This is a genomic window from Ruegeria sp. THAF33 (genome assembly GCF_009363615.1).
GTDB lineage: Bacteria > Pseudomonadota > Alphaproteobacteria > Rhodobacterales > Rhodobacteraceae > Ruegeria.
This window is the reverse complement of sequence record NZ_CP045384.1, coordinates 1,623,618-1,650,080: the sequence shown is the minus strand read 5'-3', so window position 1 is coordinate 1,650,080 and position 26,463 is coordinate 1,623,618. Positions and strand designations below refer to the sequence as shown.

Genomic DNA, 26,463 nt, shown 5'->3' with positions numbered 1-26,463 from the left:
ATGCATTTGGATGCTTTGAAGGCGCTCGCAGCAGCTGACCGCCGTATCGTCGACCTGTTTGCAAAGGATGCAACCCGGGCCGGGTCGTTTTCAGCCTCGACCGGGGATTTGCTGTTCGATTATTCAAAAACGCAGATCGATGAAGACGTGCGCGCTGCGTTGTTGCAATTGTGCGAAGATGCCGGGCTTGCGACGCGGCGCGACGCCATGTTTGCCGGGAAGAAGATCAACGAAACCGAAGGGCGCGCAGTGCTGCACACCGCCCTGCGCAACCTTGATGGTGGGCCGGTTGACGTGGACGGTCAGGACGTCATGCCCGGGGTTCTGGACACGCTGCATCGGATGCGTGTCTTTGCCGAGGAAGTGCGCGGCGGCGCCATTGCGGGGGCAGGGGGCAGTTTCACCGATGTGGTGAATATCGGCATCGGGGGGTCCGACCTTGGCCCGGTGATGGCCACGCACGCACTGGCCCCTTATCACGATGGCCCGCGGGTGCATTACGTCTCGAACGTGGATGGGGCCCATATCGCGGACACGCTACGCCCGTTGGATCCGGCACGTACGCTTGTGATTGTCGCGTCCAAGACATTCACCACGATCGAAACGATGACCAATGCGCGCACGGCCCGCGCCTGGATGTCCGAGGGCGGAGGGGATCCGTCCCGCCAGTTTGCCGCCGTATCCAGCGCGCTGGACAAGACGCAGGCTTTCGGCATCCCCGAGGCGCATGTATTCGGTTTCGCCGATTGGGTGGGCGGGCGTTATTCGGTCTGGGGGCCGGTCGGATTGCCGGTCATGATTGCCGTCGGTTCAAATGCATTTGATGCGTTTCTGCGGGGCGGGCAGGCGATGGATCTGCATTTCCGCTCGGCGGATTGGGTGGAAAACATGCCTGTGATGCTGGCGCTGGTCGGCATCTGGCACCGTCAGGTTCTGGGTTGTACCAGCCGCGCTGTGCTGCCCTATGATCAGCGTTTGCTGCGCCTGCCAGCCTATTTCCAGCAGTTGGAAATGGAATCGAATGGCAAATCTGTCGCGATGGACGGGTCTTCGCTGGCTGTCCCCTCCGGGCCGGTGGTCTGGGGTGAGCCGGGTACCAATGGCCAGCATGCGTTCTATCAGCTCATCCATCAGGGGACGGATGTCATTCCCTGCGAATTCATGGTCGCCGCCGAAGGGCACGAACCCGAGTTGACCCACCATCACCGCCTGCTTTTGGCCAACTGTCTGGCCCAGTCAGAGGCTTTGATGCGTGGCCGGTCTTTGGATGAAGCCCGTGAACTCATGGCAGAAAAAGGCCTTGATGGCGACGAACTTGATCGGCAGGCGCGACACCGCGTGTTTCCGGGCAACCGCCCTTCCACAACGCTGATCTATCCGAAGCTTACGCCGTTCGTTCTGGGGCAGATTATCGCGCTGTACGAACATCGTGTGTTCGTTGAAGGTGTTCTGCTGGGCATCAATTCCTTTGATCAGTGGGGTGTGGAATTGGGCAAAGAGCTTGCCAACTCGCTTGGACCTGTCGTGGATGGTGTCGCCAGTGCTGACGGTAAGGACGGATCAACCGCCGCATTGGTCGCCTACGCGCTGAAACACCGAAACTAAGAGCGAAAAAATGCCGCCCACGGCCGTGTTGGGCTGCATTCTTTTATTGTCAGACAATTAAATGATTGGCAGGGTTCCTCCGTAGGAAACGACTGTATTGACGCATCGGGTCACGCCCCAAGCCGTCAATGCCAGATGGACGAGGCAGAGGCCATCCAAGGTCTCGCCAAGGACGGGAGGATGTCCATGCTAGGACAGATGATGACGCAGCCCTTGCTGGTTTCGTCGCTGATCGATCACGCAGACCGCTATCACGGTCAGACCGAGATTGTTTCGGTTGAAACGGATGGAACGGTCACTGAAACCAACTGGTCCGAGATTGCGGTGAATGCCCGACGGATGGCGTCGGCCTTGACCAATCTGGGGCTGGAACCGCAGGACAGGATCGGGACACTGGCCTGGAACAATCGGCGGCATCTCGAGATCTATTTTGCCACGTCGGGCGCGGGCTATGTCTGTCACACGGTCAATCCCCGCCTGTTCCCCGAGCAGCTGACCTTTATCATCAACCATGCCCAGGACAGGGTTCTGTTCTTTGATGCGACTTTTGTAACGCTGGTGGCTGCCTTGCATGATGCCCTGTCCGAAGTTCGGCATTTTGTCCTCATGGGGCCTCGCAATGAAGAGGCTGCGGCTCAGGTTCCTGATCTGAAATTCTATGACGAGTTGCTGGAGACCGGGGATGCAGGTTTCCAATGGCCCGACCTGGATGAAAAGACGGCCTGCGGTCTGTGCTATACGTCGGGAACCACGGGCAACCCAAAGGGCGTGTTGTATTCCCATCGGTCAACACTGCTGCACAGCTTTGCATCGAACACACGGGATGTGATCGGGTATTCAGCGATGGATGTTGTCATGCCGGTTGTGCCGATGTTCCATGTCAACGCCTGGGGGTCGCCCTACGCCTGCGCCATGTCGGGATCGCGGCTTGTGTTGCCTGGGCCGGATTTGCACGGCGAGGCGCTGGTCAATCTGATCGACACCTATGGCGTGACCTTGGCCATGGGCGTGCCGACCATCTGGCAGGGCTTGCTGGCCTATGCTGCGGCATGCGGAACCGAACTCAAAAGCCTTGAACGCACGGTTATCGGCGGCGCCGCGTGCCCTCCGTCGATGATCGAAACGTTCCGCGAAACCTATGGCGTTGACACGGTCCACGCCTGGGGCATGAGCGAGATGAGCCCGCTGGGCACGACGAATTATCCATTGGCCAAACATCTGAAGCTGCCGCCGGAAGACCAGCACAAGATCCGCCTGAGTCAGGGCAGACCACCCTTTGGGGTCGAATTGAAAATCGTGGACGAAGATGGGAATGATCTGCCGCATGACGGCGAAACCCAGGGCGATTTGATGGTGCGGGGTCACTGGGTACTGGACAGCTACTTCCAGTTGCAGGATCAGGAACTTTTGCAGGATGGCTGGTTCGCTACCGGGGATGTGGCCACTTTGGACCCGGATGGCTACATGACCATTCGCGACAGATCCAAGGACATCATCAAATCCGGTGGGGAATGGATCAGTTCGGTCGAGCTTGAAAACATCGCCGTGGCCCACCCCCAGCTTGCAACGGCCGCCGTGGTTGGTGTTCCGCATCCGAAATGGGATGAACGCCCCTTGCTGGTTGCCGTGAAAGCCGATGGTGAAGAGCCCAGCGAAGAGGATTTGCTTGCCTTTTTCGAAGGCAAAATCGCCAAGTGGCAGATCCCGGACAAGGTTGTCTTTGTCGACGCATTGCCGCTGAGCGCGACCGGAAAGGTATTGAAACGCAAGCTTCGGGCCGAGTTCGGCGACGCCCTGACAGGCTAGGTCTGCTGCGTTTTTGGGAATTGGCTCCGGCGGTAGGGATCGAACCTACGACCAATTGATTAACAGTCAACTGCTCTACCGCTGAGCTACGCCGGAACGGTTCGCGCCGTATAGCAATCCGGTTTCCCGACGTCCAGAGGGTGCGTGTGTTTTTCGACGAAAAAAACCGGCACGAATCGATGTGATTTTTGACGGCAATGCAGGTCTGAACGAAGGGGGGATTTTGGCTCCGGCGGTAGGGATCGAACCTACGACCAATTGATTAACAGTCAACTGCTCTACCGCTGAGCTACGCCGGAACTGAGGCGCGTATAGCAACCCCGATTCCGGACGTCCAGAGGTTAAGTACGAGAACCATCAAAAATTTTTTCAGTTTTAGCGAACCCGCCGAAAAACAGATGAAACTGACAGGGGGCCAATGGGCCCCACTTTTTTTTTCCCAGTCAGATCAACGAGATGAGCAAAGACGTTGCGCTCGGCCGCGGGCAGCAATGCCGCTGGCGTATCCGTATAGATGCGCTCGGCCAGATGCCGCGCTGTCCCGTCTTTTTCTTCCAATGCGCTCAGAATCTGGGCCTCGCGGGTCTGGCGATGTGCAATCAGCCAGTCCAAACGTTCGGCAGGGCTGGTGATCGGTGCGCCATGGCCGGCGTGGAAAACCGACCAGTCGCGCGCGCGCAGCCGATGGCAGGCAGTCATGAAGTCGGTCAGATCACCATCCGGAGGGGACACCAACGAGCTGGCCCACCCCATAACATGATCCGCCGTGAAACAGATGTTCTGCCAGGCCAGAGCAATGTGATTGCCCAGATGGCCCGGTGTGTGAATGACCTCAAGCTGCCACCCGTCGCCATTGATGGTTTCACCATCCGCCACTTCGACATCAGGGCGAAACGTGGTGTCGATGCCTTCGCCGCCGCCGGTCAGTCCCTGCGCTGCAAGATCGGTCATGACGGCGCTGCGTCCTGCCTCGGGCCCGCCATAAGCATAAATCGTCGCCCCTGTGCGCGCCGCCAGCGGAGCCGCCAAGGGTGAATGGTCCACATGCGTATGTGTGACAATGATATGGCTGATCCTTTGACCCGGCGCCAAGGAATCCAGAATTGCGCCCAGATGTGCCTCGCTTGCGGGGCCTGGATCGATGACGGCAATGTCGCGTTCACCCAGCAGATACGTGTTGGTACCGCAATAGGTCATCGGAGAGGGATTCGGGGCCAGAATACGCCGCAAACCCGGATGCAGTTCCTCTGGCTGGCCGACGGGCGGATCGAAAACATCTGGTGCCTGCATTCTATGCTCTTTCTCTTGTCCGGGCAGCCCGTTAGGTTTAGCGCATGTCTTCGCACTGGCTCAAACCCTATATGCCTCGCAGTCTTTACGCCCGGGCAGCGCTGATCCTGGTTTTACCTGTGATCGTGCTGTTGCTGGTCGTGGGAATCGCGTTCCTTCAAAAGCATCTTGAGGATGTCACCGGCCAGATGACGCGCGCGGCATCCCGCGAGGTGATGCTGATTTCAACAATGATCGAGGGCGCGGAAACGCAACAACAGGCGCTGGCGTCGATTCGTCCCGATTTGCAGGCCCTTGAGATGAAGGCCAGGTTTCTGGGCGTCAACGAACAGCCTGAGATTGGCGCGCGGCGATGGTACGATTTCATCGCACCGCAGGTCGAATCCGAACTGTATGCCAGGTTGCCCAATCTTGACGCCGTGGCTTTACCCAGCAGCAAAGAGGCGCGGGTTTATCTGAAGACCCATCTGGGACTGCTGCAATTGACGTTCGATCGGCGCAGGTTGTCGCCCGCGGCCCCGCATCAATTGATCGTCACCATGGTGTTCTTTGCGGTCATCATGACGACGATCTCGTTTCTTTACATGCGGAATCAATTGCGTCCCATTACGCGCCTCGCTGATGCGGCGCAGGCCTTCGGGCGGGGGCGAATCGTTCCGTATTCACCCGGTGGTGCTATCGAGGTGCGCGCGGCGGGAAATGCGTTTCTGGATATGCGGTCCCGGATCGAACGCCAGATCGAACAACGGACGTTGATGCTGTCGGGTGTCAGCCACGATCTGCGGACCCCGTTGACACGTTTGAAGCTTGGACTGTCGATGTTGCCGGAAGACGAGGCCGCACCGTTGCAAAAGGATGTCACGGAAATGCAGTCCTTGCTGGATGCGTTTCTGGATTTTTCGCGTGGGGCTGCCGAGGGATCGGCGGAAGAGGTCCAGCCGGATGAATTTCTCCGCCAGATCGTGGATGATGCAAAACGGGCCGGTCATCAGGCAGAGCTGATCGCGGTCGAAGGGCAGGGGACGGTCATGATACGCCCCATGGCTGTACGCCGGGCGGTGGAAAACCTGATTGGAAATGCCATGCGTTATGGAAGCCGGGCCGAGCTCAGCTTGTTTCTGAACGCGAAATCGATGCGTATCCGCGTTGAGGATGACGGCCCCGGTATACCTGCGGACCAACGTACAGAGGCGGTAAAGCCTTTCACGCGGCTCGACCCGGCTCGCAATCAGAATCAGGGCAGTGGCGTTGGCCTTGGTCTTGCGATTGTGGCGGATGTCGCGCGTGCGCATGGTGGCGCTTTGCGTCTGTCGAAAAGTGAACGTCTCGGAGGGCTCTGCGCGGACATTATTATCGGGCGATAGACCCCCTTTTATGTCTGCGCATGGGGTTCAATTTTGTTAATTTGTCTGGCCATGGCATCCTGTCCCCATAGTTTTTTGCTTTTTTGGGGGCGCATAGGATGGTTATCGCAGGATTCGTGAAATTGGCCGAAAAGGGGTTTGTCGGGTGCGCGACACTTGCGGCCTTGCTGCCTCTTTGGCAGTGGTATGACGAAACCGATGAAAGGCGGGTGGAACGCCTGACCGGTTTTATCGGGGCAGGCGATACATGTCTGAAATGGTTGCGGTCCGACCTGATCGAGCCGTTGGCATCCGAGTTGTGGCATGCGTCGCAGCAGGACGTGGTGGAAGGCGACGAGGATCTGGCACCTCTTCCGGTTCAGGTGCGTGCCAATATGGCGATATTTTGCGCTGAAATGCTGGACTATTTGCAGAATGACTTCGGCAAGTTCGATGAGCCTCTTGCCTATGATTACTACATGATGATCATGGATGCGTCGTTCTGGGTCGATCCTGATGAATTCGAGACCTATTTGGAGGCGGTGCATCAAGATCCGAGCCTGTCCGGCAGTCACGAGGATTACAGCTTTGGTGGGCGCGACGGCTATTCCTATGAATGGCAAGTAACCCAAGAGGAGCTCGACGCCTATTTTGGGTTCGAAGATTCGGACGGATAAGCCAGCGCATCAACGTCCAGACGGCAACAACCCACTCGGATGTTTCGGCGAAATGGTAGGCCCGGAGGGACTCGAACCCCCAACCAAAGCGTTATGAGCGCTCTGCTCTAACCAATTGAGCTACAGGCCCGCCTAGGCGCTTGGGTATCACGGTGAACAGCCGCGTCAAGCCTGACCGTTGCAACAAACGCCACAATCGACTAACCCGCCCGCAAAGCTTTCTTGAGGGACCGGACATGACAGCGGGTAAAAACGGAATCACCTATGCCGATGCAGGTGTTGATATCGACGCGGGCAACGCCCTGGTCGATCGGATCAAACCCGCCGCCAAGCGGACCAACCGCCCCGGTGTGATGAGCGGCCTGGGTGGATTTGGCGCGCTGTTCGATCTGAAGGCTGCCGGATACCAGGACCCGATCCTGGTCGGTGCGACGGATGGCGTGGGCACCAAGCTGCGGATTGCGATTGATACCGGCGTCGTGGACGGGGTCGGCGTCGATCTGGTGGCCATGTGCGTGAATGACCTGATCTGTCAGGGGGCCGAGCCGCTGTTCTTCCTCGATTATTTCGCGACCGGCAGGCTGGATACCGATACGGCGGCGCGGATCATCGAAGGGATTGCCGAAGGCTGTGCGCAGTCTGGCTGTGCCCTGATCGGTGGTGAAACCGCCGAGATGCCGGGAATGTATCCCGATGGCGATTTTGATCTGGCCGGGTTTGCGGTCGGTGCGATGGAACGCGGCGCAGATCTGCCCGCGGGCGTTCAAGCCGGTGACGTCCTTTTGGGTCTGGCCTCGAACGGGGTGCATTCCAACGGCTATTCGCTTGTGCGCAAGCTGGTCGAACTGTCCGGTCTGGGCTGGGATTCGCCGTCGCCCTTCGGAGAGGGCAACTTGGGTGAGGCACTTCTGACGCCCACACGCCTTTACGTAAAACCGGCTTTGGCTGCGGTTCGTGCGGGTGGTGTTCACGCGCTGGCGCATATCACCGGCGGCGGGTTGACCGAAAATCTTCCGCGCGTGCTGCCCCAAGGGCTGGGGGCCCGGATCGATCTGGGCAGCTGGCAACTGCCCCCTGTCTTCGGCTGGATGGCGAAGACCGGCAGTATCGTTGAGGCGGAAATGCTCAAGACCTTCAATTGCGGCATCGGCCTTATTGTCGTGTGCGCCGCGGACAAGGCGGATGAGCTGTCAGCCCTGCTGGCAGATGCCGGTGAAATCGTCGCTCGGATCGGTGCCGTCACGGAAACGCCCGGCGTTGCCTATTCGGGCAAACTGCTGTGAGCCAGAAGCGCGTCGCGATCCTGATCTCCGGGGGCGGGTCGAACATGGTGTCGCTTGTTGACAGCATGACCAAAGATCATCCGGCGCGGCCCTGTTTGGTGCTGTCCAATGATGCGCAGGCAGGCGGGCTGAAAAAAGCTGCGGACCGTGGCATTCCGACCGCAGTGGTTGATCATCGCCCTTTCAAGGGGGACCGCAGCGCCTTTGAAGCCGAGCTTTTGAAACCCCTGCAAGAGGCGCAACCCGACATTGTCTGTCTGGCTGGCTTCATGCGGGTTCTGACAGCGGATTTCGTGTCTCAGTTTCAAGGACGAATGCTGAATATCCACCCTTCATTATTGCCAAAATACAAAGGGTTAAACACCCATGCCCGCGCGATTCAAGCCGGAGATTCCGAACACGGCTGCTCGGTGCATGAGGTGACGGCGGCACTGGATGACGGCCCGATTCTGGGTCAGGCACGGGTGCCGATCCAAGCCGATGATACACCGGAATCGCTGGCTGCGCGGGTGCTGGTGTGGGAACACAAACTCTACCCCGAAGTGCTGCGGCGCTTTGCAGAAGGCAACAGGTCCCCCGTCCTGTTGCCGTGAACGCTCTGTGGGTGATTTACACCCGTGCAATAATCGGCCTATGGTCGTCGACAACGCTCGGGACGAGGACAAAAACGGGCAGGCACAAAAACAAGAGCGATACTAGTACGGCGCATGAAAACCCTGACGACGACGCAAGAGCTGGCCGATTTCTGCAAGGCCGCCGAAGGCTATCCCTATATCACGGTCGACACCGAATTTCTGCGCGAGCGGACGTATTACTCCAAGCTGTGCTTGGTGCAATTGGCTGTCCCGTCCGAGGATGAAGACAGCGCGGTTCTGGTCGATCCGCTTGCCGATGGTTTGTCGCTTGACCCGCTTTACGATCTTTTCCGGAATGAAAGCGTGGTCAAGGTGTTCCATGCCGCCCGCCAGGACCTTGAGATCTTCTGGGTCGAAGCCGGCGTGTTTCCCAAGCCGCTGTTTGACACACAGGTCGCAGCGATGGTGTGTGGCTTTGGCGAACAGGTTGGCTATGAAACTCTGGTTCGGAAAATCTGCAAGCAGGGCGTCGACAAGACCTCTCGGTTCACCGACTGGTCCCGGCGCCCGCTGACCGATGCTCAGAAAAACTATGCTCTTGCAGATGTGACCCATTTGCGCGGGATCTACGAGCGTCTGGCCGCAGAACTTGAAAAGACGCAGCGCAGCCACTGGGTTGCCGAAGAACTGCGGACGCTGACACAGCCTGCCACTTATGACATCCGGCCTGAAGACGCATGGAAGCGGGTAAAGACGCGCACGAACTCGGCCAAGTTTCTGGCTGTGGTGCGGGAATTGGCGCAGTTTCGCGAATCCTATGCGCAGGAAAACAACGTGCCCCGGAACCGCGTATTCAAAGACGACGCGCTGATCGAGCTGGCATCGACCAAACCCAAAACACATTCGGATTTGGGCGGATCCCGCCTGTTGCTGCGCGAAGCCCGCAAAGGGGCGATCGCCGAAGGTATTCTGGCAGCGGTCAAGCGTGGCGTGAATTGCCCGCCCGACAAATTGCCCAAGGTCGACACTTCGCGCGACAAGCTCAAGGTCAATCCGGCGCTGGCTGACCTGCTGAGGGTTCTGCTAAAGTCCAAAACCGAAAGTTCAGGTGTGGCGGCGAAATTGATCGCCACAAGTTCGGACCTGGATCAGATTGCGGCCGGCGAGCGGGATGTTCCAGCCTTGTCGGGATGGCGGTTCGAAGTCTTTGGCGAGGATGCTCTCAAGTTGTGCGAAGGAAAGATTGCCCTGGCGGCCAAAGGGCAGTCGGTCAAGGTCGTGTCCCTGTAACGGCGCTTACCGGCGCCGTGATTCCAATGCGTTCTGTTGTCCGACCACGCGGACCAGCCGAATACCTTCCAGTTCCTGCTTCGAGACATTGATGGCGTCCGATACCATCCGGGTACGTTCCGACCCTTGCGGCGTCTCATAGCTGGGGTAGTTCACACGGAACACGAATTCCAAAGTTCCGTTCTTCTGGTTTTCTTCCTTTTCAACAGGAACCAGACGCGCGTTGAATGCCCCCTGTCGGACAGCCGTGCCAGACGCATAGATGATCGCGCCGGTGGGGGTTGGGTCGATGCGCAACTCGTCGATCTGACCAATTGGAATGCTGGTGTCTTCGGCATCGGGGCGGGAAAACAGGCCGGTTCCTCCGCCTTGCTTCGGAACCAGTGCGTCGGCGGCATTTGGGTCGGGCGGTGTTTCGGCTTCGACAGATCTGCTGGATCCGAACCAGTTTGAAGGGTTCACCCGAGAGTCACGCCAGCTGCTGCATGCAGTCAGGGTCAGCGTGGCGATGATGAGAACGGACAGAGATTTTTGCATGGACCCACAGACTTTCACACGAGTTCAGGCAATGGGTTAGCGCAATTTCTTCGCGTTGAAAAGCCACCGCGGGGGCTGGACAGTGGCGGGTCACCGGCTTAGGTCACAATTGTGAATGCAACCAAAGGATCACCGCATCATGGCCACGCCCGCCTTTGAAGAGATTGTCGAGGATTTCGAGTTTCTCGAGGATTGGGAAGACCGGTACCGCCATGTCATCGAGCAGGGCAAGGCGATGGAGCCGCTGGACGACGCATTCAAGGTTCCGGCGACAAAAGTCCATGGATGCGCCAGCCAGGTCTGGCTGCACCCGATGATTGAATCCGGCGTCTTCAAGTTCGATGGTGACAGCGATGCACTGATCGTACGTGGCCTGATCGCTGTTCTTCGGTCTTTGTACAACGGTTTGCCCGTGGCCGAAGTTCCCAAAGTCGATGCGGGGGCGGAACTGGCACGCCTTGGCCTGAACGACCACCTGTCCGCTCAGCGCTCAAACGGCCTGCGGTCGATGATCGAACGCATCCGGCAGGTCGCACAGGAAAACGTCTGACCTCATCTTGGGCGGTTTGCCCAGTCCGACAGCGTGTTTTCCAGATCGCCGTAACCGGTGAACCGGCGTTCGAATTCAAGCCCCATCCGGTCTGCGCATTCGCGCGCGCGTTCCGTCAGCTCTGGGCTGTCGATCTGGGCCTGATAGACAAGTTTGGTGTAATTGCCGAAATACATGTCACGCAGTTCCGGGTGGCGGTCCAGGCCCAGTGGTTTCCAGACAAAGGCGTCGAATTGCCGGGCCAGGAAATCTGTCAGATAGAACGCGGTTGTTTCGTCTTCTCCGCGGTCCTGAAAGGCCTGATTTCCTTCGAAGAAGGAATAGCAATGGGGCCCCTTCACCATTTCGACCCCAAGTTTTTCGCAGGCGGCCTGAAGCAGACCCCCGGTGCCGCAATCGGCGTAAACGATGTAGATCTTGTCAAAATCGCCTTGATGCTTGGCCACGGCGTCTTCCACGGCCTGGGTGATCCGTTCCGGGTGAACGTGCAGGATCGCAGGCAGGCAGGTCAGAGCCATGTGATCCCAGCCATTCCGTGTTTTGATATCCAGTATTTCGCGTGCAAGAGCGCCGCAGGCAATCAACAGGATGCTTCCCTTGCCTGTATCTTCATAGCCCTTCGAGGTCAGGCTTGCATCATCTGGCAGGGATTCGTTTGACATCGCTTGGCATCCTCCGGGGCTTTTGCCATAGGAGGATGATTGAGGCCGTTGGGCAAGCCCCGATCCGACATCTCATGTCAGGCCGCCGACGCATGCGCTTCAAACGCAGTCAGCAGGGGCCGGGCCAGCGGGCCGTACGCGGCAACACCGTTCACCGACAGTTCCGGAAACAGCGACAGGATTTCTTGCCGTGCGGCAGACCCGAGACTGTCCCAGATATGCGCGCCGGGATGAAAGCTCTCGCTCAGGCAACCTTCGGCCCAGAGCAGCTCATGCCGGTCGAACAGCAAGTGGATGTAGGTCACCACCCCTCCGGGCCGCAGTATGATGTCGGACCCGTTCACGAGATGTTTGGCAGGCGTCAGGGCTTCGCAATGTCCGGTGTTCAGCTCGAGACGCCAATCCCCAATCAGCATGCGGTGTTGTTGTGACACCAGAAGGTCGCGCGAGTTTCCGATGGCGCCCGCTTTGAAAAGAACAGGCGCATGCGGACCCGTTGCCTTGACGGTTCGCCGCCCCATCCAACGCAGGGGTTGCAGCCCATGATCATGGGTTTCGATCCGGTCGTCGACGGACAGGGTTTCAATCGGGCGCGCGCCTTGTTCGGTGCGGATCATCGTTCCGGGGGTAAAGCAGGGTACCAGATCCCAATCTTCACGGCGGGATGTCAGGCCTGAATACCGGTTTCCGGCAAGGCTGTTGAGCGTGATCGAGCGGACAGGGCCAGCCTCCAAGGCGGATTGGTCCGAATTGTCCGAGAATTCCGGCATCAGATAGGTGTTGCCATCCACATCCTGCGCCACAACTGCGGAAATCCTGGCAGTTGATCCGTCAAAATAGGTGATCGTGGCGTTGTAGACCGAAGTGCCATCGAATGTCTGAGGCGGCCCGCCATCGATCGAAAACCGATCATTGGCCGACATGTTGTTCATGTTGTAGTACGAACTCGGATTGCCGACCGCGCTCCAGGTGACGCTGTTGTGAGCCAGCGGATCGTCGGACCCGCCAAAGGTTTTCCCTACAAGCGCCGAAGCGTTTTCAGCTGTGTTGTTGCCTTCGAAACTGTCGATATCGGCAAGTTTGCCGAGCGAGATGGCTGTGAACGTAGTCGGCACGAGACCCCCCGGGGATGTGAATGCCTCGTTCTTTTAGACCTGCTTTGGTTTAAAATTGGATAATCCGGATCCTCCGGTGACAAGGCGCTTCAGAATCGAAAAGGCCGCCCGGATCGGACGGCCTTTCAATCAGTATTGTTCGGGTCTTAGCCAGCCAGTTGATTGTGCTTGCGGCCCACGAATTCCTTGGCGGTTTCCACTGCAACAGCTGCGTCACGGCAATAGGCATCCGCGCCGATGGCTTTGCCGAACTCTTCATTCAGGGGCGCGCCGCCGACCAGAACGATGTAATCGTCGCGGACGCCCTGTTCGACCATCGTGTCGATGACCACTTTCATGTAAGGCATCGTAGTGGTCAGCAGGGCCGACATGCCCAGAATGTCGGGTTGTTCGTTTTCCAGCGCTTCCAGGTAGTTTTCGACTGGGTTGTTGATGCCCAGATCGACAACTTCGAAGCCAGCGCCTTCCATCATCATCGAAACAAGGTTTTTGCCGATGTCGTGGATGTCGCCCTTCACGGTGCCGATGACCATCTTGCCGACGCGCGGTGCACCGGTTTCGGCCAGCAGCGGCTTGAGAATGGACATGCCGCCCTTCATCGCGTTTGCGGCCAGCAGAACTTCGGGGACGAACAGGATGCCGTCGCGAAAGTCATGGCCCACGATGGTCATACCGCCAACCAGAGCCTTGGTCAGGATGTCATAAGGTGTCCATCCGCGTTCCAGCAGGATGTTGGTACCTTCCTCGATCTCTTCCTTCAGGCCATCGTAGAGATCGTCGAACATCTGCTCGACCAGTTCGTCGTCATTCAGTTCGGACAGGACGATGTCTTCTTCGTCGGACATGGGGTATTCCCTGTGCTGGGCGGGCCATCGACCCGTGGTGGCATTTTTTCCGTTTTGGCCAAAACGTCGCATCGTGACTGTGACGATTGCGACGTCGGTCGTTTCGGGACCGACCTATAAGCCAAAAAATGGGGGGGCTCGATAGAAAAGTCTGCAAGATTATCCTGCAGACTCTTCAACTAACTTCAATCCAACGGTGATTTGGCGGGGGTTGCGCCAAATCGGCGACAGGCCTATGTTTGCGCGAGAACAAAAGAAGAACAAGCTTACATGAATATCGCGCGGACGATCAAGGCAAGAGGAACAACGACGAACGAAGCTGGTCGGTTTGAACGCTTTGCCACCACGGCCACAGAAGACGGGTGGGACATTGAGGAAGAATTGCCGCCGCTGCGGACCGAGACACGCGAAGAGGTTGCGCGCAGCGCTATTACTTACAACCGATCTCCTGACTTGCCCTTCGATCGGTCGATCAACCCGTACCGGGGATGTGAACATGGCTGCGTTTACTGTTTTGCGCGGCCCAGCCATGCGTATCTTGGGCTATCGGCAGGATTGGATTTCGAAACCCGCCTGATCGTTCGACCCAACATGGGGCGTGTTCTGCGCAAGGAATTGTCCGCCAGATCCTACAAAGTCGCGCCAATTGCAATTGGTACGAATACGGACCCGTATCAGCCGATTGAGAAAAAGCACATGATTACAAAGTCATGTCTTGAGGTTTTGAGTGAGTTCAACCACCCGGTCGCAATCGTCACCAAGGGTACCCTGATAGAGCGGGATCTGGAGTTGCTTGCCGACATGGCAGGCCGGGGGCTGGTGCGGGTTGGTATTTCGCTGACAACGTTGGATGCGGAATTGTCCCGCCGGATGGAACCACGGGCGCCGTCGCCCCTTCGGCGGTTGCGCGTGATCCGAACGCTGATGGAAGCGGGCGTTCCGGTGCGTGTCATGACGTCGCCCATCGTGCCGGGGCTGACGGATCATGAACTGGAAAGCCTTCTGGAGGCCGGGAAAGAGGCTGGTGCGGATGCCGCAAGCTGGATCATGTTGCGCCTGCCGCGCGAGGTATCGCAGCTCTGGCAGGGCTGGCTTGCCGATCATGAGCCGTCGCGAGCGGAAAAGGTCATGTCCAAACTGCGGGAAATGCATGGGGGGCGAGATTACGATCCGCGTTGGGGGCACAGAATGCGGGGCGAGGGTGAGTATGCCGGGATCATTGCTCAAAGGTTCTTGAAGACCTGCAAACGTCTGGGGCTGTCCATTAAATCGGCCCCGTTGCGTTGCGACTTGTTTGCGGTGCCGCCGCAGGCCGGGGATCAGCTGAGCCTGTTCTGAGGTCTTGCGCCCCGGCTTGTCCGGTGCTGTCTTGCGCGGGAAAACACCGGGTCTTCGCGCTCTCATTGCTTCAGCCCAAACAAAAAGACCCCGGCAGTACCGGGGCCTTCGAAACAGATTGACGTGAGGCGCGTATCAGCGATTTTCGATATCCACGTAATCGCGCAGCGTTTCGCCTAGGTACAGCTGACGCGGGCGGCCGATTTTGTTTTGCGGATCGGCGATCATCTCTTTCCACTGGCTGACCCAGCCAACAGTGCGTGACAGGGCGAAGATCGGCGTGAACATCGAGGTCGGGAAACCCATCGCTTCGAGGATGATGCCCGAGTAGAAGTCGACATTCGGGAATAGCTTTTTATCGGCGAAGTACGGGTCTTCCAGCGCTTCGCGTTCCAGTTCCTTGGCAACCTGCAATTTCGGGTTGTCTTCAACGCCCAGCAGATCAAGAACTTCGTCAGCCGATTGCTTCATCACTTTGGCGCGCGGGTCGAAATTCTTGTAAACGCGGTGACCAAAGCCCATCAGGCGGAACGGATCGTTCTTGTCTTTGGCGCGGGCAATAAACTCGGGGATGCGATCAACGGTGCCGATCTCTTCCAGCATCTCCAGGCAGGCCTGATTTGCGCCACCATGTGCCGGACCCCAAAGGCAAGCGATGCCGGCGGCGATACAGGCAAACGGGTTTGCCCCCGAGGACGACGCCAGACGCACGGTCGATGTCGAGGCATTCTGTTCGTGATCCGCATGCAGCGTAAAGATGCGGTCCATGGCGCGGCTGAGGATCGGGTTGACCTCGTATTCCTCGGCAGGAACGCTGAAACACATGCGCAGGAAGTTCGAGGCATAGTCCAGATCGTTGCGCGGATACACGAAAGGCTGACCGGTGTGGTACTTGTAGGCCCATGCAGCAATAGTCGGCATCTTGGCGATCAGACGATGCGATGCGATTTCACGCTGCTGCGGGTCCGAGATATCCGTTGAATCGTGATAGAAGGCCGACATCGCGCCGACAACGCCGACCATGATGGCCATCGGGTGCGCGTCGCGGCGGAAACCGCGATAGAAATACTGCATCTGCTCGTGCAGCATGGTGTGGCGTGTGATCGTGGTCTCGAATTTCTCAAGATCCTTTGCCGCCGGCAGTTCTCCGTACAGCAGAAGATAGCAAACCTCGAGGAAATGCGATTTCTCGGCCAGTTGGTCGATCGGATAGCCGCGGTGCAGCAGTTCGCCTTTTTCGCCGTCGATATAGGTGATGGTGCTGTCGCAGCTTGCGGTCGAAGTGAACCCGGGATCGTAGGTGAAGACGCCGGCCTGACCATAAAGCTTTCGGATATCAATGACATCCGGACCAGCGGTCGGAGAATGAACAGGCAACTCATACTCTTTGCCGTGAACGGTCAGAGTGGCTGTTTTGTTGCTATCAGTCATGGTTGTCCCTTCTTCATTCATGCGCACGCCAGAGATACCTCCGGTGATACGGGCAATGACTGCGCGTGGACGCGCAGTCCGGGTGTTAGCGGAGCAGCGTTACCCCTTTATGAAGCTTGGGTTATTTCGCTGCTTCAGAAAGCCGCGCCAGGGTTTCTTCCCGTCCCAGCACAAGCATCATGTCAAAAACCGAAGGCGTAACGGCCCGACCCGCCAGGGCGGCCCTCAGCGGACCGGCCAGCTTGCCGAATTTGAGCTCCTTTGACTCGGCAAAGGAATTCAGGGCCTCCTCCAGTTCGTTCCGCGACCAGCTAACATTTTGCAGATGCGGCGTCAATTCCGTCAGTATACCATCGGATACTGTTGCCAGTGCCTTTGCCGCCTTTTCATCCGGAACGATCGGGCGGTTTGTCAGTGCAAAATGAGCCTTTTCAAGCAGTTCCGGGAAGGTGCGCGCCCGGTCCTTGAGGCAATACATCGCACGTTCCAGATCACTGGATTGTGTTTCGGTAAGGGGCGGAAGGTCTGCTACGGCCAGATATGCTTCGATCTCTTGCCGCAGTGCAGCATCATCCGAGATTGCGATATGCTGTCCACACAGGTTTTCAAGCTTTTTCAGATCAAACCGTGCAGGGCTTTTGCCGATCCCGTCCAGATCGAACCAGTCCTTTGCCTGCGCATCCGTGAAAAACTCATCGTCGCCATGACTCCAGCCCAGCCGGGCCAGGTAATTGCGCATCCCGGCTGCGGGATAGCCCATGGCCTGATACTCCTGCGCTCCAAGAGCACCATGGCGCTTGGACAGCTTCTTGCCGTCCGGCCCGTGAATCAGCGGGATATGCGCCCAGACCGGAACGTCCCAGCCCATGGCTTCGTAGATCATCATTTGCCGCGCGGCGTTGTTGAGGTGATCGTCGCCGCGGATGACATGGGTGACACCCATGTCGTGATCGTCGACAACGACTGCCAGCATGTAGACGGGTGTTCCGTCCGAGCGCAGAAGAATCATGTCGTCCAACTGGTCATTGCGGATGCTCACATCGCCCTGAACCTGATCGTGGATCACGGTCACCCCGTCCTGAGGCGCCTTGATGCGTATGGCAAAAGGTGCATCCGGATGTGTCGCAGGATCGGCGTCACGCCATGGGCTGCAGAACAGGGTTGATTTCCCTTCGCTGCGCGCCTGGTCCCGGAAAGCGGCGATTTCTTCCTGGGTCGAAAAACACTTGTAGGCTTTGCCCTCGGCCAGCAACTGATGCGCGACCTCGGCGTGACGGGCGGCCCCTTCGAACTGGCTTATCACGTCACCGTCGTGATCAAGGCCAAGCCAGGCCATGCCCTGAAGGATCGCGGCGGTCGCCTCGGGTGTCGAACGTTCGCGATCGGTGTCTTCGATCCGCAGCAGGAATTTGCCACCCCGACCACGCGCATACAGCCAATTGAACAAAGCAGTGCGCGCGCCGCCGATATGCAGGAAACCGGTGGGCGAGGGGGCAAAACGAGTGACGACCTGTTCAGTCATGGTGAGGATTAACCTTTTGGTAACCGTATCTGGCATAGTTTGAAGCCTGTCTAACGAGCCCGAAGGACGGGGGCAACCATGCGTGTTCTTGCACGGGTCGAGGCCGCGCTACTGCACCAGACAGGCTACCTTTTCACTTGGACGCCGGTTTTGCTGGCGACGGGGATTGGTCTCTATTTCGGCGTCCGCGTCGAGCCGGATTGGTCAGTTTATGCCGGTCTTGTCTGTCTTGGAGTCGCTCTTTTCGTCTTGCGCCGCCGGCTGCCACCGGGGGTGGGAACGTTGACAATCGGGGGGGCGCTGATCGCTGCCGGTTTCGTTCTGGCAGGCGTTCGCGCCCATATGGTGGCAGAACCGGTACTGTCGTGGCGATATTATGGCCCTGTCGAGGGGAGGGTCGTCGCCATGGATCGGTCTGCCTCGGATGCGTTGCGGTTGACGCTTGATCAGGTACGCATTGGGGATGTACCTCAGGAGCGCAGGCCGCAGCGCATCCGTCTTTCCGTTCATGTTCCAACGGGCGCAATCGCACCGGGGCAGCGTATTATGACCACGGGTCATCTTTCGCCGCCGCAGGGCCCGGTCGAGCCCGGAGGTTTCGACTTTCGCCGACATGCCTGGTTTCAACGATTGGGCGCGGTCGGCTATACCCGCGTCCCGATCATGACCATCGCGCCAGCGACCGAGGGGACCGACGGCATTCGGGTCACTGCGATCCGCATGGCCATTTCGCAGCGGGTCAGGCAGATTCTGCCCGGTGAAATCGGTGGATTTGCCGCCGCCGTCACCACCGGAGATCGCAGCGGGATGGGGCAGGAGGCGCTATCATCCTTGCGGGCGTCCAATCTGGCCCATCTGCTGGCCATTTCCGGGCTTCATATGGGGCTTCTGACAGGCTTCGTATTCGTCGCGTGTCGGTTGGGGCTGTCGTTGTGCCCCCCCGTGGCGTTGCGACTTCCGGTTCGGAAGGTGGCTGCTGTTCTCGCGCTTTGTGCCGCAACCCTTTATTTGTTGCTGTCCGGGGGCAACGTTGCAACCGAACGGGCCTTTGTCATGGTCAGCGTCATGCTGGGGGCCGTATTGATCGACCGACGCGCGATTTCACTGCGCGCGGTTGCTGTTGCCGCCGTAATCGTGCTGGTTCTTCGGCCCGAGTCGCTGCTGAGCCCCGGATTTCAAATGTCCTTCGCCGCAACCACAGCCTTGGTCGCCGTCTTCGGAGCGTTGCGAGAGATGGGCCCGATGCCTGGCCCAAACTGGCTGAAGCCCGTCGCCGGCGTGGTGATGTCATCGGCAATTGCAGGCCTTGCAACAGCCCCCATAGGTGCCGCGCATTTCAATACGATGTCCCATTACGGTCTGCTGGCCAACCTGCTTTCCGTTCCTGTCATGGGTCTTTTTGTCGTGCCCTCCGCCGTCGTTGCGGCGCTTCTGGCCCCGTTTGGACTGGAGGCAATTGCCCTGACCGTCATGGGGTGGGCGTTGCATTGGATCCTTACGGTTTCGGACTGGGTGTCGCACCTTGATGGCGCGCAGGGTTTTGTCGTCAGCCCGCCTTGGTACATCCTGCCCCTGGTCGCATTCGGCGCCTTGTGGATGGCCTTGTGGCAGGGACAAGCACGATGGGCCGGAGCAGTGCCTGTTGTCCTGGCATTTCTGCTTTGGAACTCGGGGCACAGACCGGATGTCCTGATCGCTGAAAACGGCGGATTGGTAGGGGTCATGACCGACAAGGGGCGGGCCCTCAGCAAAAGCAAAGGCAGCGGGTTTGTCGCCGGTGTCTGGCTTGAAAATGACGGGGACGGCGTTGATCAGATCGAGGCGGCGCTCAGATGGCCAGACAGCGACATCGTGCAACGATACCCGCTTAAGGATTTTGAGATCATCCATATCACCGGAAAACGGGCGGCGCGGGCGTTTGATGAATGCCAAAAAAACCAGATCATCATCTCGGCTGTTGCGCTTGCCCTGCAAGGTTCGTGCGGAGTATTCGATCCGGAACGGTTGTACGAAACCGGCAGCCTGTCGGTTTCGAATGGAAAGCTGACCTCGAGCGCGGACATGACAGGCCATCGGCTTTGGTCCCCGAAACCTGCCGGGGACCGTCATTCCAATCAGGCTCAATAGGTGCGGATCAGTCCGACCAACCGGCCCTGAACCTTGACCTTTTCTTCGGGCAGGACGCGCGTTTCATAAGCCGGGTTTGCTGCCTCAAGCGCGATTGCGTTGCCGCGGCGGAAGTACCGCTTGAGGGTCGCTTCCTGATCCTCGACCAAGGCAACCACGATGTCGCCGTTATCCGCGGTCGAGGTTTCCCGGATGACGACCACGTCACCGTCATTGATGCCAGCGTCGATCATCGAGTCGCCGCGAACCTCAAGCGCATAGTGCTGACCCTGTCCCGAAACCATGGGGCCGGGAACGGCCACGTGATGCGATACATGGCTGATTGCTTCGATGGGAACACCGGCTGCGATCCGGCCCATGACCGGCAGTTCGAGCGCGTCCACCGATACAGGCTCCACATTCGCAGGGCGGGGGCCCTTGGGCCGGTCGCCTTCGATCACACGTGGCGTAAAGCCGGCCGTCGGCTCGCCGCCAAGGCTTTCGGGCAATTTCACGATCTCGATGGCCCGAGCGCGATGAGCAAGGCGGCGGATAAACCCGCGTTCCTCCAATGCGGTGATCAACCGGTGAATACCGGATTTCGACCGCAGGTCGAGAGCAGCCTTCATTTCATCAAAACTGGGCGGAACACCGTCCGCCTGCACGCGTTTGTGGATGAATTCCAGCAAATCCAATTGCTTCTTGGTCAGCATCGCTCACACCTCGTCGCTCATGCGTTTTCTTTTGTTCTACGCATGTTCACGTTTTGTGTCAACGAATTTGAGGGCAGGTCAGATCGGCAGGTATTCGACCATTTCCCCGATGTCGCGCGCCGGATCGTGCGGGGCGCGGACCAACAGCGCGTTGGACTGAGCCAATACGCTGAGAAGGGAACTGTCCTGATCTGCGCAAGCTTCGATACCGGCATCCGTCACCACGGCGCGCATATAATGCTCGCGCGGGCCATTCTCGGGCAAAGGACCACTCAGCCGAGCCGTGCGGAAGGGTGGCAGCACCTGTTCAAGCCGCAGCATCCGGCGCACCATCGGAGCCAGAAACAGATAGCCGCAGACCATGGCGCTGACCGGATTGCCCGGCAACCCGACCATCGCCGCGTTGCCGATACGACCGGCCATCAGGGGTTTTCCAGGGCGCATTCGGATCTTGTAGAAGGATTGCTTCATCCCCAACCCCTGCGAGACGTCCGACACGAGGTCATAATCGCCAACCGACGCCCCGCCGATCGTCACGACCAGATCCGCCCCCTGCGCAAGACCAAAGGCCGTTTCAAGTGACGATACAGTGTCCCCTGCGATCGGAAGCACGCGCACCACAGCCCCCAATCCTTCGAGCATTGCCTTTAGGCCAAATGTGTTCGAGGCGATGATCTGATCCGGGCCGGGTTCTTCCCCGGGCATGACCAACTCATCACCCGTCGAGATGAGGGCGATCACGGGTTTGCGCGACACCGGGACGCGAGGGATGTTCATCGCGGCCATCAAGGCCACATCTTCAGCGCGGATCAATCGCGGGGCCGATATGGACGTGCCAGCCTTGAAATCCACGCCAGCGGGTCGGATGTTCGTTTTGGCGCCGGGTGTGTCCGTGATCGTCAGAAGATCACCGCGGCGGTCCGTATCCTCTTGAATCACAACGAAATCCGCGCCCTCGGGCACAGGGGCGCCGGTATAAATGCGAACGGCCTGTCCGGGGCCTACAGCGCCCTCAAAACGACGCCCGGCCGCTGACTCGCCCACGACTTTGAACATGGCGTGCAGTTCGACCTCGTCAGATTTGACTGCATAGCCATCCATGGAAGAGGCGGCAAAAGGCGGCTGATCCCGCGTGGCCGTGACATCCCGCGACAGAACGCGCCCTGCGGACTGGGCCAGTGGGACTTCTTCTGTCGGCAATGGCCCCACAAGATCGAACAACAGGGCGCGCGCCTCTTCGACAGTAATCATTTCGCTTCGTAACGCCCTGATTTACCGCCATCTTTAAGTAGAACGCGAATGCCGCCTATCTCCATCGCCTTATCGACGGCCTTGGTCATGTCGTATACCGTCAAGGCGGCTGTCGATACGGCGGTCAGCGCTTCCATCTCAACCCCGGTCTGGCCCGAGGTCTTGACGGTGGCCTGGATCCGAACACCCGGCAGGTCCGGGTCAAGAGTCAGCTCTACGGCCACTTTGGTCACCGGCAAAGGATGGCACAGCGGAATGAGGTCAGGCGTTTTCTTTGCGCCCATGATGCCGGCCAAGCGGGCAATGCCCAGAACATCGCCCTTTTTTGCGCGACCTTCGGAAATGATTTCAAAGGTTTCCGGCGCCATCCTGATGTGACCTTCGGCAACTGCGACGCGATCTGTCACCTCCTTGTCCGAGACATCGACCATATGTGCCTGACCTTGGGCATCGAAATGGGTCAGTGGCATCACATCACTCCGGGGATCAGCGGGTTTGACAGGATATGGCGCGTTGCCGCTTCAACATCGTCCTGGCGCATCAGGCTTTCTCCGATCAAAAAGCAGCGGGCCCCATAGCGTGCAATGTCCTTCAGATCGTCTGGTGTACCCAGTCCGCTTTCGCACACGATGGTGCGATCGGCGGGCACCAGCTTGGACAGGCGGCGCGTCGTGTCGAGCGTTGTCTCGAATGTCTTCAGATTGCGGTTGTTGATACCGATCAGCGGGCTTTTCAGCTGTGCCGCGCGTTCAAGCTCTGCCTCGTCGTGTACTTCGATCAGAACATCCATTCCCCAATCGAATGCAGTGTCTTCCAGTTCAGCCGCCTGATCATCACTGACCGAGGCCATGATGATCAGAATGCAATCCGCCCCCAGGGCGCGTGCTTCGACCACCTGATACGGGTCGTACATGAAATCCTTGCGCAAGGCGGGCAGGGACGTCGCCTCGCGCGCCTGCGTCAGATACTCTTTCTTGCCCTGAAAGCTGGGGGTGTCGGTCAGGACGGACAAACATGTCGCGCCACCATCTTCATAAGCCTTTGCAAGAACGGGCGGGTCGAAATCCGGCCGGATCAGTCCTTTGGACGGGCTGGCTTTCTTGACCTCGGCGATCAGGCCATAGCCTTGCCGCGAGGCGTGTTGCAGCGCATTGGCAAAGCCACGGGGTTCCGAGGCGGACCGGGCCTCACTTTCCAGTGTTTCCAGGGATTTCTGCGCTTTGTCCGCCGCGACTTCTTCCAGTTTGTAGGCTTTGATTCTGTCCAGAACGGTTTCGGTCATGCGGCTTCCTGTGTCTTGGCGGCCAAGGCCGTGATTTTGTTTTTGGCATTGCCACTGTCGATGCTTTCAGCAGCCATGGCCACGCCTTCGCGCAGATCATTTGCTGCTTCGGCGACGACCAGAGCGGCGGCCGAATTCAGCAACACCGCGTCACGATACGCGGACGGGGCACCATCCAGCAAAGCCCGAAACGCAACGGCGTTTTCCTCGGGCGAGCCACCGATGATGTCCTCGAACGGATGCACCGGAAGACCTGCGTCTTCGGGGTGCAGTTCGACCTCTTTCACAATCCCGTCTTCCAGAGCGGCGACCCAGCTGATGCCAGTGATCGTAAGCTCGTCCGTCCCGTCCGAACCATGCACCAACCAGGCCCGGTCCGACCCCAGCAGGCCAAGCGTTTCGGCCATCGGGCAGATCAGGTCGCGGCTGAAGGCACCGGTCAACTGCCGTTTGACGCCGGCAGGGTTGGTCAGGGGGCCGAGAATATTGAAGATCGTGCGCGTTCCCAATTCTTGCCGGGACGGCATCACATGGGCGATGGCAGGGTGGTGCATGGGCGCCATCATGAAGCCGATTCCAACGTCTTTCAGCGCATTTTCAACGACTTGCGGGCCAACCATGACGTTGATGCCCATCTGGCCCAATGCATCCGCTGCGCCGGATTTGGAGCTCAGGTTGCGATTGCCGTGTTTCGCGACAGTGACTCCGGCACCGGCCACGACAAAAGCGGTCGCGGTCGAGATGTTCAGGGTGCCTTTGCCGTCACCGCCGGTGCCGACGATATCCATCGCCCCCTCGGGTGCGTTTACGGCATTGCATTTCGAACGCATCACGGCGGCTGCCGCGGCGTATTCATCGACCGTCTCACCGCGTGTCCGCATGGCCATCAGCAATCCGCCGATCTGGCTGGGCGTGGCTTCGCCATCGAACAGTATGGCAAAGGCTTTTTCGGCCTCGGCACGTGTCAAAGGACGATCGGCAGCGGCTCCGATCAGCGGTTTAAGCGCGTCGCTCATGCCGGGACTTTCAGTTCTTGCAGGAAGTTTTTGAGAAGGGCGTGACCGTGCTCGGATGCGATGGATTCCGGGTGGAACTGCACACCGTGGATCGGCAATTCCTTGTGCTGCAATCCCATGATCGTGCCGTCATCTAGCTCGGCCGTGATCTCCAGGCAATCGGGCAGGGTCTCGCGCTCGACCACCAGCGAATGGTAGCGCGTTGCCTCAAAGGGTGAGGGCAGACCGGCAAACAACCCCTTGCCGGTGTGCTTCACCGTGCCCATCTTGCCATGAACGATCTCGTGGCATCGAACTACCTTGCCGCCAAACACTTGGCCTATGGTCTGATGGCCCAGGCAAACCCCCAATAGCGGCGTTTTGGTTTCAGCGGCCGCTTCCGTCAGCGCAAGGCAAATCCCCGCCTGATCCGGGTCGCAGGGGCCGGGGCTCAGCAGAATGCCGGCGGGGTTCATGGCCATCGCTTCCTGCACATCCAGCGCATCATTTCGGCGAATGACCATTTCGGCACCAAGTTCGCCTAAATAATGTACCAAATTGTAGGTAAACGAGTCGTAGTTGTCGATCAGCAGCAGCATTTGGGCACTTATCTTCGCTTGGGCATTTCGGGCTGGCGATGCAGCCCCGGGCCACGGTATAATGTCCGCACATACATGCTCAGGCTTGAGCGGCAGCGTCAAGAGGACATACCGTTTCTGGCGCGTTCAATTGGCCGAGCGCCACACCAGATGGCGCAGAGCTGGACGAGGCAGAGGAAAGAGGCGAAAGGCAGGAAAATGGGCGGATTTTTCGGAGGAATGGTCGCGGGCGCGATCGTTGTTTTGATCTTGGGTGCGGTTGTGTCACTCAAGACGCCGATGGTGAATACCCCGGTTGTTGCAACCGAAGCACCGGCGCCGACGATTTCTGAAACTCCCGAGGCTCCGGCTGAAGTGGCGGACGCCGGATCTGACGCCGATCTGGTGGAACTTGCCCCGCGTGCGCCAGAAGCCGCCGATGACGCAGGCGAGGATCTGGCCGATCTGTCGGGGCTGGAAACGTCAATCGATTCCCAGCCGGTTGTCGGTGCGGCAACGGACGCGCTGAACCAACCGGAAGCGGCAGGTGCAAATGAAGTGTCGTTCGTGATCGAAGCACCCGCCGCCCTGCCAGAGCCAAGTCAGGTTCCCGCGATTCAGACAGACGATGCGCTGCCTGCCGTAATTGATGAAACACCGGCCCCGCCGGCAGAGCCCGAGAACACCGAGGTGGCCGCGCTTGCGCCCGAGCCAGACCCTCTGCCACGGGCAGCGCCAGAACCGGAGTCAGAGTCGACAGAGGCCGAAGAACAGAACCCCTTTGAAAACAGCCCGATTGCCGTGGAAGGGGATGAAGACACCATGCCTCGGGAACTGCCGCGCATCGCTGCGCTGCCCCAGATCGGGGGTGAGCAGAAAGCAAGTGCCAACTCGATCATCGGAAAACGCGTCGTTCCGCTGACGGAACGGGATGATGAGCCGGTCGTGGAACAGGCCTCGGTTGAGCAGCCGAAATCGACCAAGCCGATCGAGCGTTTTGCGGCAAAGTTCGAAAACCCCGAATCCAAGCCGTTGATGTCCATCATTCTGATTGATGACGAGGGTGCATTCGGGTCCGAGGCGTTGCAGGACTTTCCCTATCCGATCAGTTTTGCTGTTAACCCATCGGATCCTGATGCGGCAGAAAAGATGGCCCGTCATCGCAAGGCCGGGTTCGAGGTGCTGGCCCTGGCGGATCTGCCCGAGGCCGCAAGCGCGCAGGACGCCGAGGTGTCGCTGTCGGTGTGGCTGGATACCCTGCCGGAAACGGTTGGTATTCTGGAAGGTGTGAACAGCGGGATTCAGGGCAATCGCAAACTGGCTGATCAGGTCGCCGCGATTGCTGCGGGAACCGGCCGGGGGCTGATTACGCAGGACAATGGGCTCAACACCGTGCAGAAGCTGGCGGCGCGAAACGGAATTCCGTCCAGTGTCGTTTTCCGCGATATCGACGGCGCACGGCAGGACCCCAAAATCATGCGCAGGTTCCTGGATCAGGCCGCTTTCCGTGCCGGTCAGGAAGGGACAGTGGTCATGCTGGGGCGCGTGCGTCCCGAGACGATTTCAGCCCTGTTGCTGTGGGGGCTGGAAGATCGGGGCAACCGCGTGGCAATGGCTCCGATCTCGGCCGTCATGATGAAACAGGTGCAGTGACCCGCGCAGAATGCAA

At 58.9% G+C, this 26,463-nt stretch carries 24 protein-coding genes and 3 tRNA genes; 11 read left to right on the top strand and 16 right to left on the bottom strand.

The window, feature by feature from the left end; translation table 11 throughout:
* Window positions 1-1,605: a glucose-6-phosphate isomerase gene (pgi, locus tag FIU92_RS08275; protein WP_152458115.1), complete on the top strand. Its 1,605-nt coding sequence runs from the start codon at window positions 1-3 to the stop codon at window positions 1,603-1,605.
* A gap of 186 nt (window positions 1,606-1,791) precedes the next feature.
* On the top strand, window positions 1,792-3,411 hold the full coding sequence (locus tag FIU92_RS08270) for a long-chain-fatty-acid--CoA ligase (protein WP_152459862.1): 1,620 nt from the start codon (window positions 1,792-1,794) through the stop codon (window positions 3,409-3,411).
* 21 nt (window positions 3,412-3,432) lie between these two features.
* Here the strand turns inward: FIU92_RS08270 and FIU92_RS08265 are convergent.
* From FIU92_RS08265 to FIU92_RS08255, 3 genes are all read right to left on the bottom strand, one after another.
* A tRNA-Asn gene (locus FIU92_RS08265) sits at window positions 3,433-3,507 on the bottom strand.
* Window positions 3,508-3,635: 128 nt separating this feature from the next.
* A tRNA-Asn gene (locus FIU92_RS08260) sits at window positions 3,636-3,710 on the bottom strand.
* A 76-nt stretch (window positions 3,711-3,786) separates the two neighbouring features.
* Window positions 3,787-4,701 (bottom strand): MBL fold metallo-hydrolase, encoded by a 915-nt coding sequence (locus tag FIU92_RS08255; protein ID WP_152458114.1) that lies wholly within the window; start codon window positions 4,699-4,701, stop codon window positions 3,787-3,789.
* 44 nt (window positions 4,702-4,745) lie between these two features.
* On the opposite strand from FIU92_RS08255, the gene FIU92_RS08250 reads away from it, so the two are divergent.
* Window positions 4,746-6,065 (top strand): ATP-binding protein, encoded by a 1,320-nt coding sequence (locus FIU92_RS08250; protein ID WP_152458113.1) that lies wholly within the window; start codon window positions 4,746-4,748, stop codon window positions 6,063-6,065.
* Window positions 6,066-6,163: 98 nt separating this feature from the next.
* A complete protein-coding gene (locus FIU92_RS08245) occupies window positions 6,164-6,721 on the top strand; it encodes a hypothetical protein (RefSeq protein ID WP_152458112.1) in 558 nt (185 codons plus the stop codon).
* Between the two features lie 53 nt (window positions 6,722-6,774).
* Here FIU92_RS08245 and FIU92_RS08240 read toward each other — a convergent pair.
* Window positions 6,775-6,851, bottom strand: a tRNA-Ile gene (locus FIU92_RS08240).
* Between the two features lie 106 nt (window positions 6,852-6,957).
* On the opposite strand from FIU92_RS08240, the gene purM reads away from it, so the two are divergent.
* The 3 genes from purM to rnd all read left to right on the top strand — a co-directional run bounded on the left by purM (window position 6,958) and on the right by rnd (window position 9,869).
* Entirely contained in the window at window positions 6,958-8,004 is a 1,047-nt protein-coding gene (purM, locus tag FIU92_RS08235) for a phosphoribosylformylglycinamidine cyclo-ligase (RefSeq protein ID WP_152458111.1), read from the top strand.
* Entirely contained in the window at window positions 8,001-8,597 is a 597-nt protein-coding gene (gene purN / locus FIU92_RS08230; protein WP_152458110.1) for a phosphoribosylglycinamide formyltransferase, read from the top strand. The genes purM and purN overlap by 4 nt, the downstream gene beginning before the upstream one ends.
* Window positions 8,598-8,711: 114 nt before the next feature.
* On the top strand, window positions 8,712-9,869 hold the full coding sequence (rnd, locus tag FIU92_RS08225) for a ribonuclease D (RefSeq protein WP_152458109.1): 1,158 nt from the start codon (window positions 8,712-8,714) through the stop codon (window positions 9,867-9,869).
* 6 nt (window positions 9,870-9,875) lie between these two features.
* Here the strand turns inward: rnd and FIU92_RS08220 are convergent, their stop codons facing one another.
* A complete protein-coding gene (locus FIU92_RS08220) occupies window positions 9,876-10,406 on the bottom strand; it encodes a hypothetical protein (protein WP_152458108.1) in 531 nt (176 codons plus the stop codon).
* 139 nt (window positions 10,407-10,545) lie between these two features.
* Here FIU92_RS08220 and FIU92_RS08215 point away from each other — a divergent pair, with 139 nt between their 5' ends.
* Complete coding sequence (locus FIU92_RS08215; RefSeq protein ID WP_152458107.1) at window positions 10,546-10,956, top strand: SufE family protein; 411 nt, start codon at window positions 10,546-10,548, stop codon at window positions 10,954-10,956.
* A gap of 2 nt (window positions 10,957-10,958) precedes the next feature.
* Here FIU92_RS08215 and FIU92_RS08210 read toward each other — a convergent pair whose 3' ends face one another.
* The 3 genes from FIU92_RS08210 to FIU92_RS08200 all read right to left on the bottom strand — a co-directional run bounded on the left by FIU92_RS08210 (window position 10,959) and on the right by FIU92_RS08200 (window position 13,578).
* Window positions 10,959-11,618, bottom strand: coding sequence for a DUF1638 domain-containing protein (locus tag FIU92_RS08210; RefSeq protein ID WP_152458106.1), 660 nt, complete (start codon window positions 11,616-11,618; stop codon window positions 10,959-10,961).
* 77 nt (window positions 11,619-11,695) lie between these two features.
* A complete protein-coding gene (locus FIU92_RS08205; protein ID WP_152458105.1) occupies window positions 11,696-12,733 on the bottom strand; it encodes a Hint domain-containing protein in 1,038 nt (345 codons plus the stop codon).
* 146 nt (window positions 12,734-12,879) lie between these two features.
* A complete protein-coding gene (locus FIU92_RS08200; protein ID WP_152458104.1) occupies window positions 12,880-13,578 on the bottom strand; it encodes a B12-binding domain-containing protein in 699 nt (232 codons plus the stop codon).
* 270 nt (window positions 13,579-13,848) lie between these two features.
* Here FIU92_RS08200 and FIU92_RS08195 point away from each other — a divergent pair, with 270 nt between their 5' ends.
* A complete protein-coding gene (locus tag FIU92_RS08195) occupies window positions 13,849-14,916 on the top strand; it encodes a PA0069 family radical SAM protein (RefSeq protein WP_152458103.1) in 1,068 nt (355 codons plus the stop codon).
* Between the two features lie 135 nt (window positions 14,917-15,051).
* Here FIU92_RS08195 and gltA read toward each other — a convergent pair whose 3' ends face one another.
* Both gltA and gltX read right to left on the bottom strand, forming a co-directional pair.
* Window positions 15,052-16,347, bottom strand: coding sequence for a citrate synthase (gene gltA, locus FIU92_RS08190; protein WP_152458102.1), 1,296 nt, complete (start codon window positions 16,345-16,347; stop codon window positions 15,052-15,054).
* Window positions 16,348-16,468: 121 nt separating this feature from the next.
* Window positions 16,469-17,869 (bottom strand): glutamate--tRNA ligase, encoded by a 1,401-nt coding sequence (gene gltX, locus FIU92_RS08185; RefSeq protein WP_152458101.1) that lies wholly within the window; start codon window positions 17,867-17,869, stop codon window positions 16,469-16,471.
* A 78-nt stretch (window positions 17,870-17,947) separates the two neighbouring features.
* On the opposite strand from gltX, the gene FIU92_RS08180 reads away from it, so the two are divergent.
* On the top strand, window positions 17,948-19,996 hold the full coding sequence (locus tag FIU92_RS08180; RefSeq protein WP_152458100.1) for a ComEC/Rec2 family competence protein: 2,049 nt from the start codon (window positions 17,948-17,950) through the stop codon (window positions 19,994-19,996).
* On the opposite strand, the gene lexA is transcribed toward FIU92_RS08180, so the two are convergent.
* From lexA to FIU92_RS08150, 6 genes are all read right to left on the bottom strand, one after another.
* Entirely contained in the window at window positions 19,990-20,688 is a 699-nt protein-coding gene (lexA, locus tag FIU92_RS08175; protein WP_152458099.1) for a transcriptional repressor LexA, read from the bottom strand. The genes FIU92_RS08180 and lexA overlap by 7 nt on opposite strands.
* Window positions 20,689-20,766: 78 nt before the next feature.
* Window positions 20,767-21,939, bottom strand: coding sequence for a gephyrin-like molybdotransferase Glp (gene glp, locus FIU92_RS08170; RefSeq protein ID WP_152458098.1), 1,173 nt, complete (start codon window positions 21,937-21,939; stop codon window positions 20,767-20,769).
* A complete protein-coding gene (moaC, locus tag FIU92_RS08165) occupies window positions 21,936-22,409 on the bottom strand; it encodes a cyclic pyranopterin monophosphate synthase MoaC (protein ID WP_152458097.1) in 474 nt (157 codons plus the stop codon). Before moaC ends, glp begins: the two co-directional genes overlap by 4 nt.
* On the bottom strand, window positions 22,409-23,221 hold the full coding sequence (trpC, locus tag FIU92_RS08160; RefSeq protein WP_152458096.1) for an indole-3-glycerol phosphate synthase TrpC: 813 nt from the start codon (window positions 23,219-23,221) through the stop codon (window positions 22,409-22,411). Before trpC ends, moaC begins: the two co-directional genes overlap by 1 nt.
* A complete protein-coding gene (gene trpD, locus FIU92_RS08155) occupies window positions 23,218-24,237 on the bottom strand; it encodes an anthranilate phosphoribosyltransferase (protein ID WP_152458095.1) in 1,020 nt (339 codons plus the stop codon). Before trpD ends, trpC begins: the two co-directional genes overlap by 4 nt.
* A complete protein-coding gene (locus FIU92_RS08150; RefSeq protein WP_152458094.1) occupies window positions 24,234-24,815 on the bottom strand; it encodes an aminodeoxychorismate/anthranilate synthase component II in 582 nt (193 codons plus the stop codon). Before FIU92_RS08150 ends, trpD begins: the two co-directional genes overlap by 4 nt.
* 198 nt (window positions 24,816-25,013) lie before the next feature.
* On the opposite strand from FIU92_RS08150, the gene FIU92_RS08145 reads away from it, so the two are divergent.
* Window positions 25,014-26,447 carry a polysaccharide deacteylase family 2 protein gene (locus FIU92_RS08145; RefSeq protein WP_152458093.1) on the top strand — a complete coding sequence of 478 codons (1,434 nt, stop codon included), beginning with the start codon at window positions 25,014-25,016 and terminating at the stop codon, window positions 26,445-26,447.
* Window positions 26,448-26,463 lie beyond the last annotated feature (16 nt).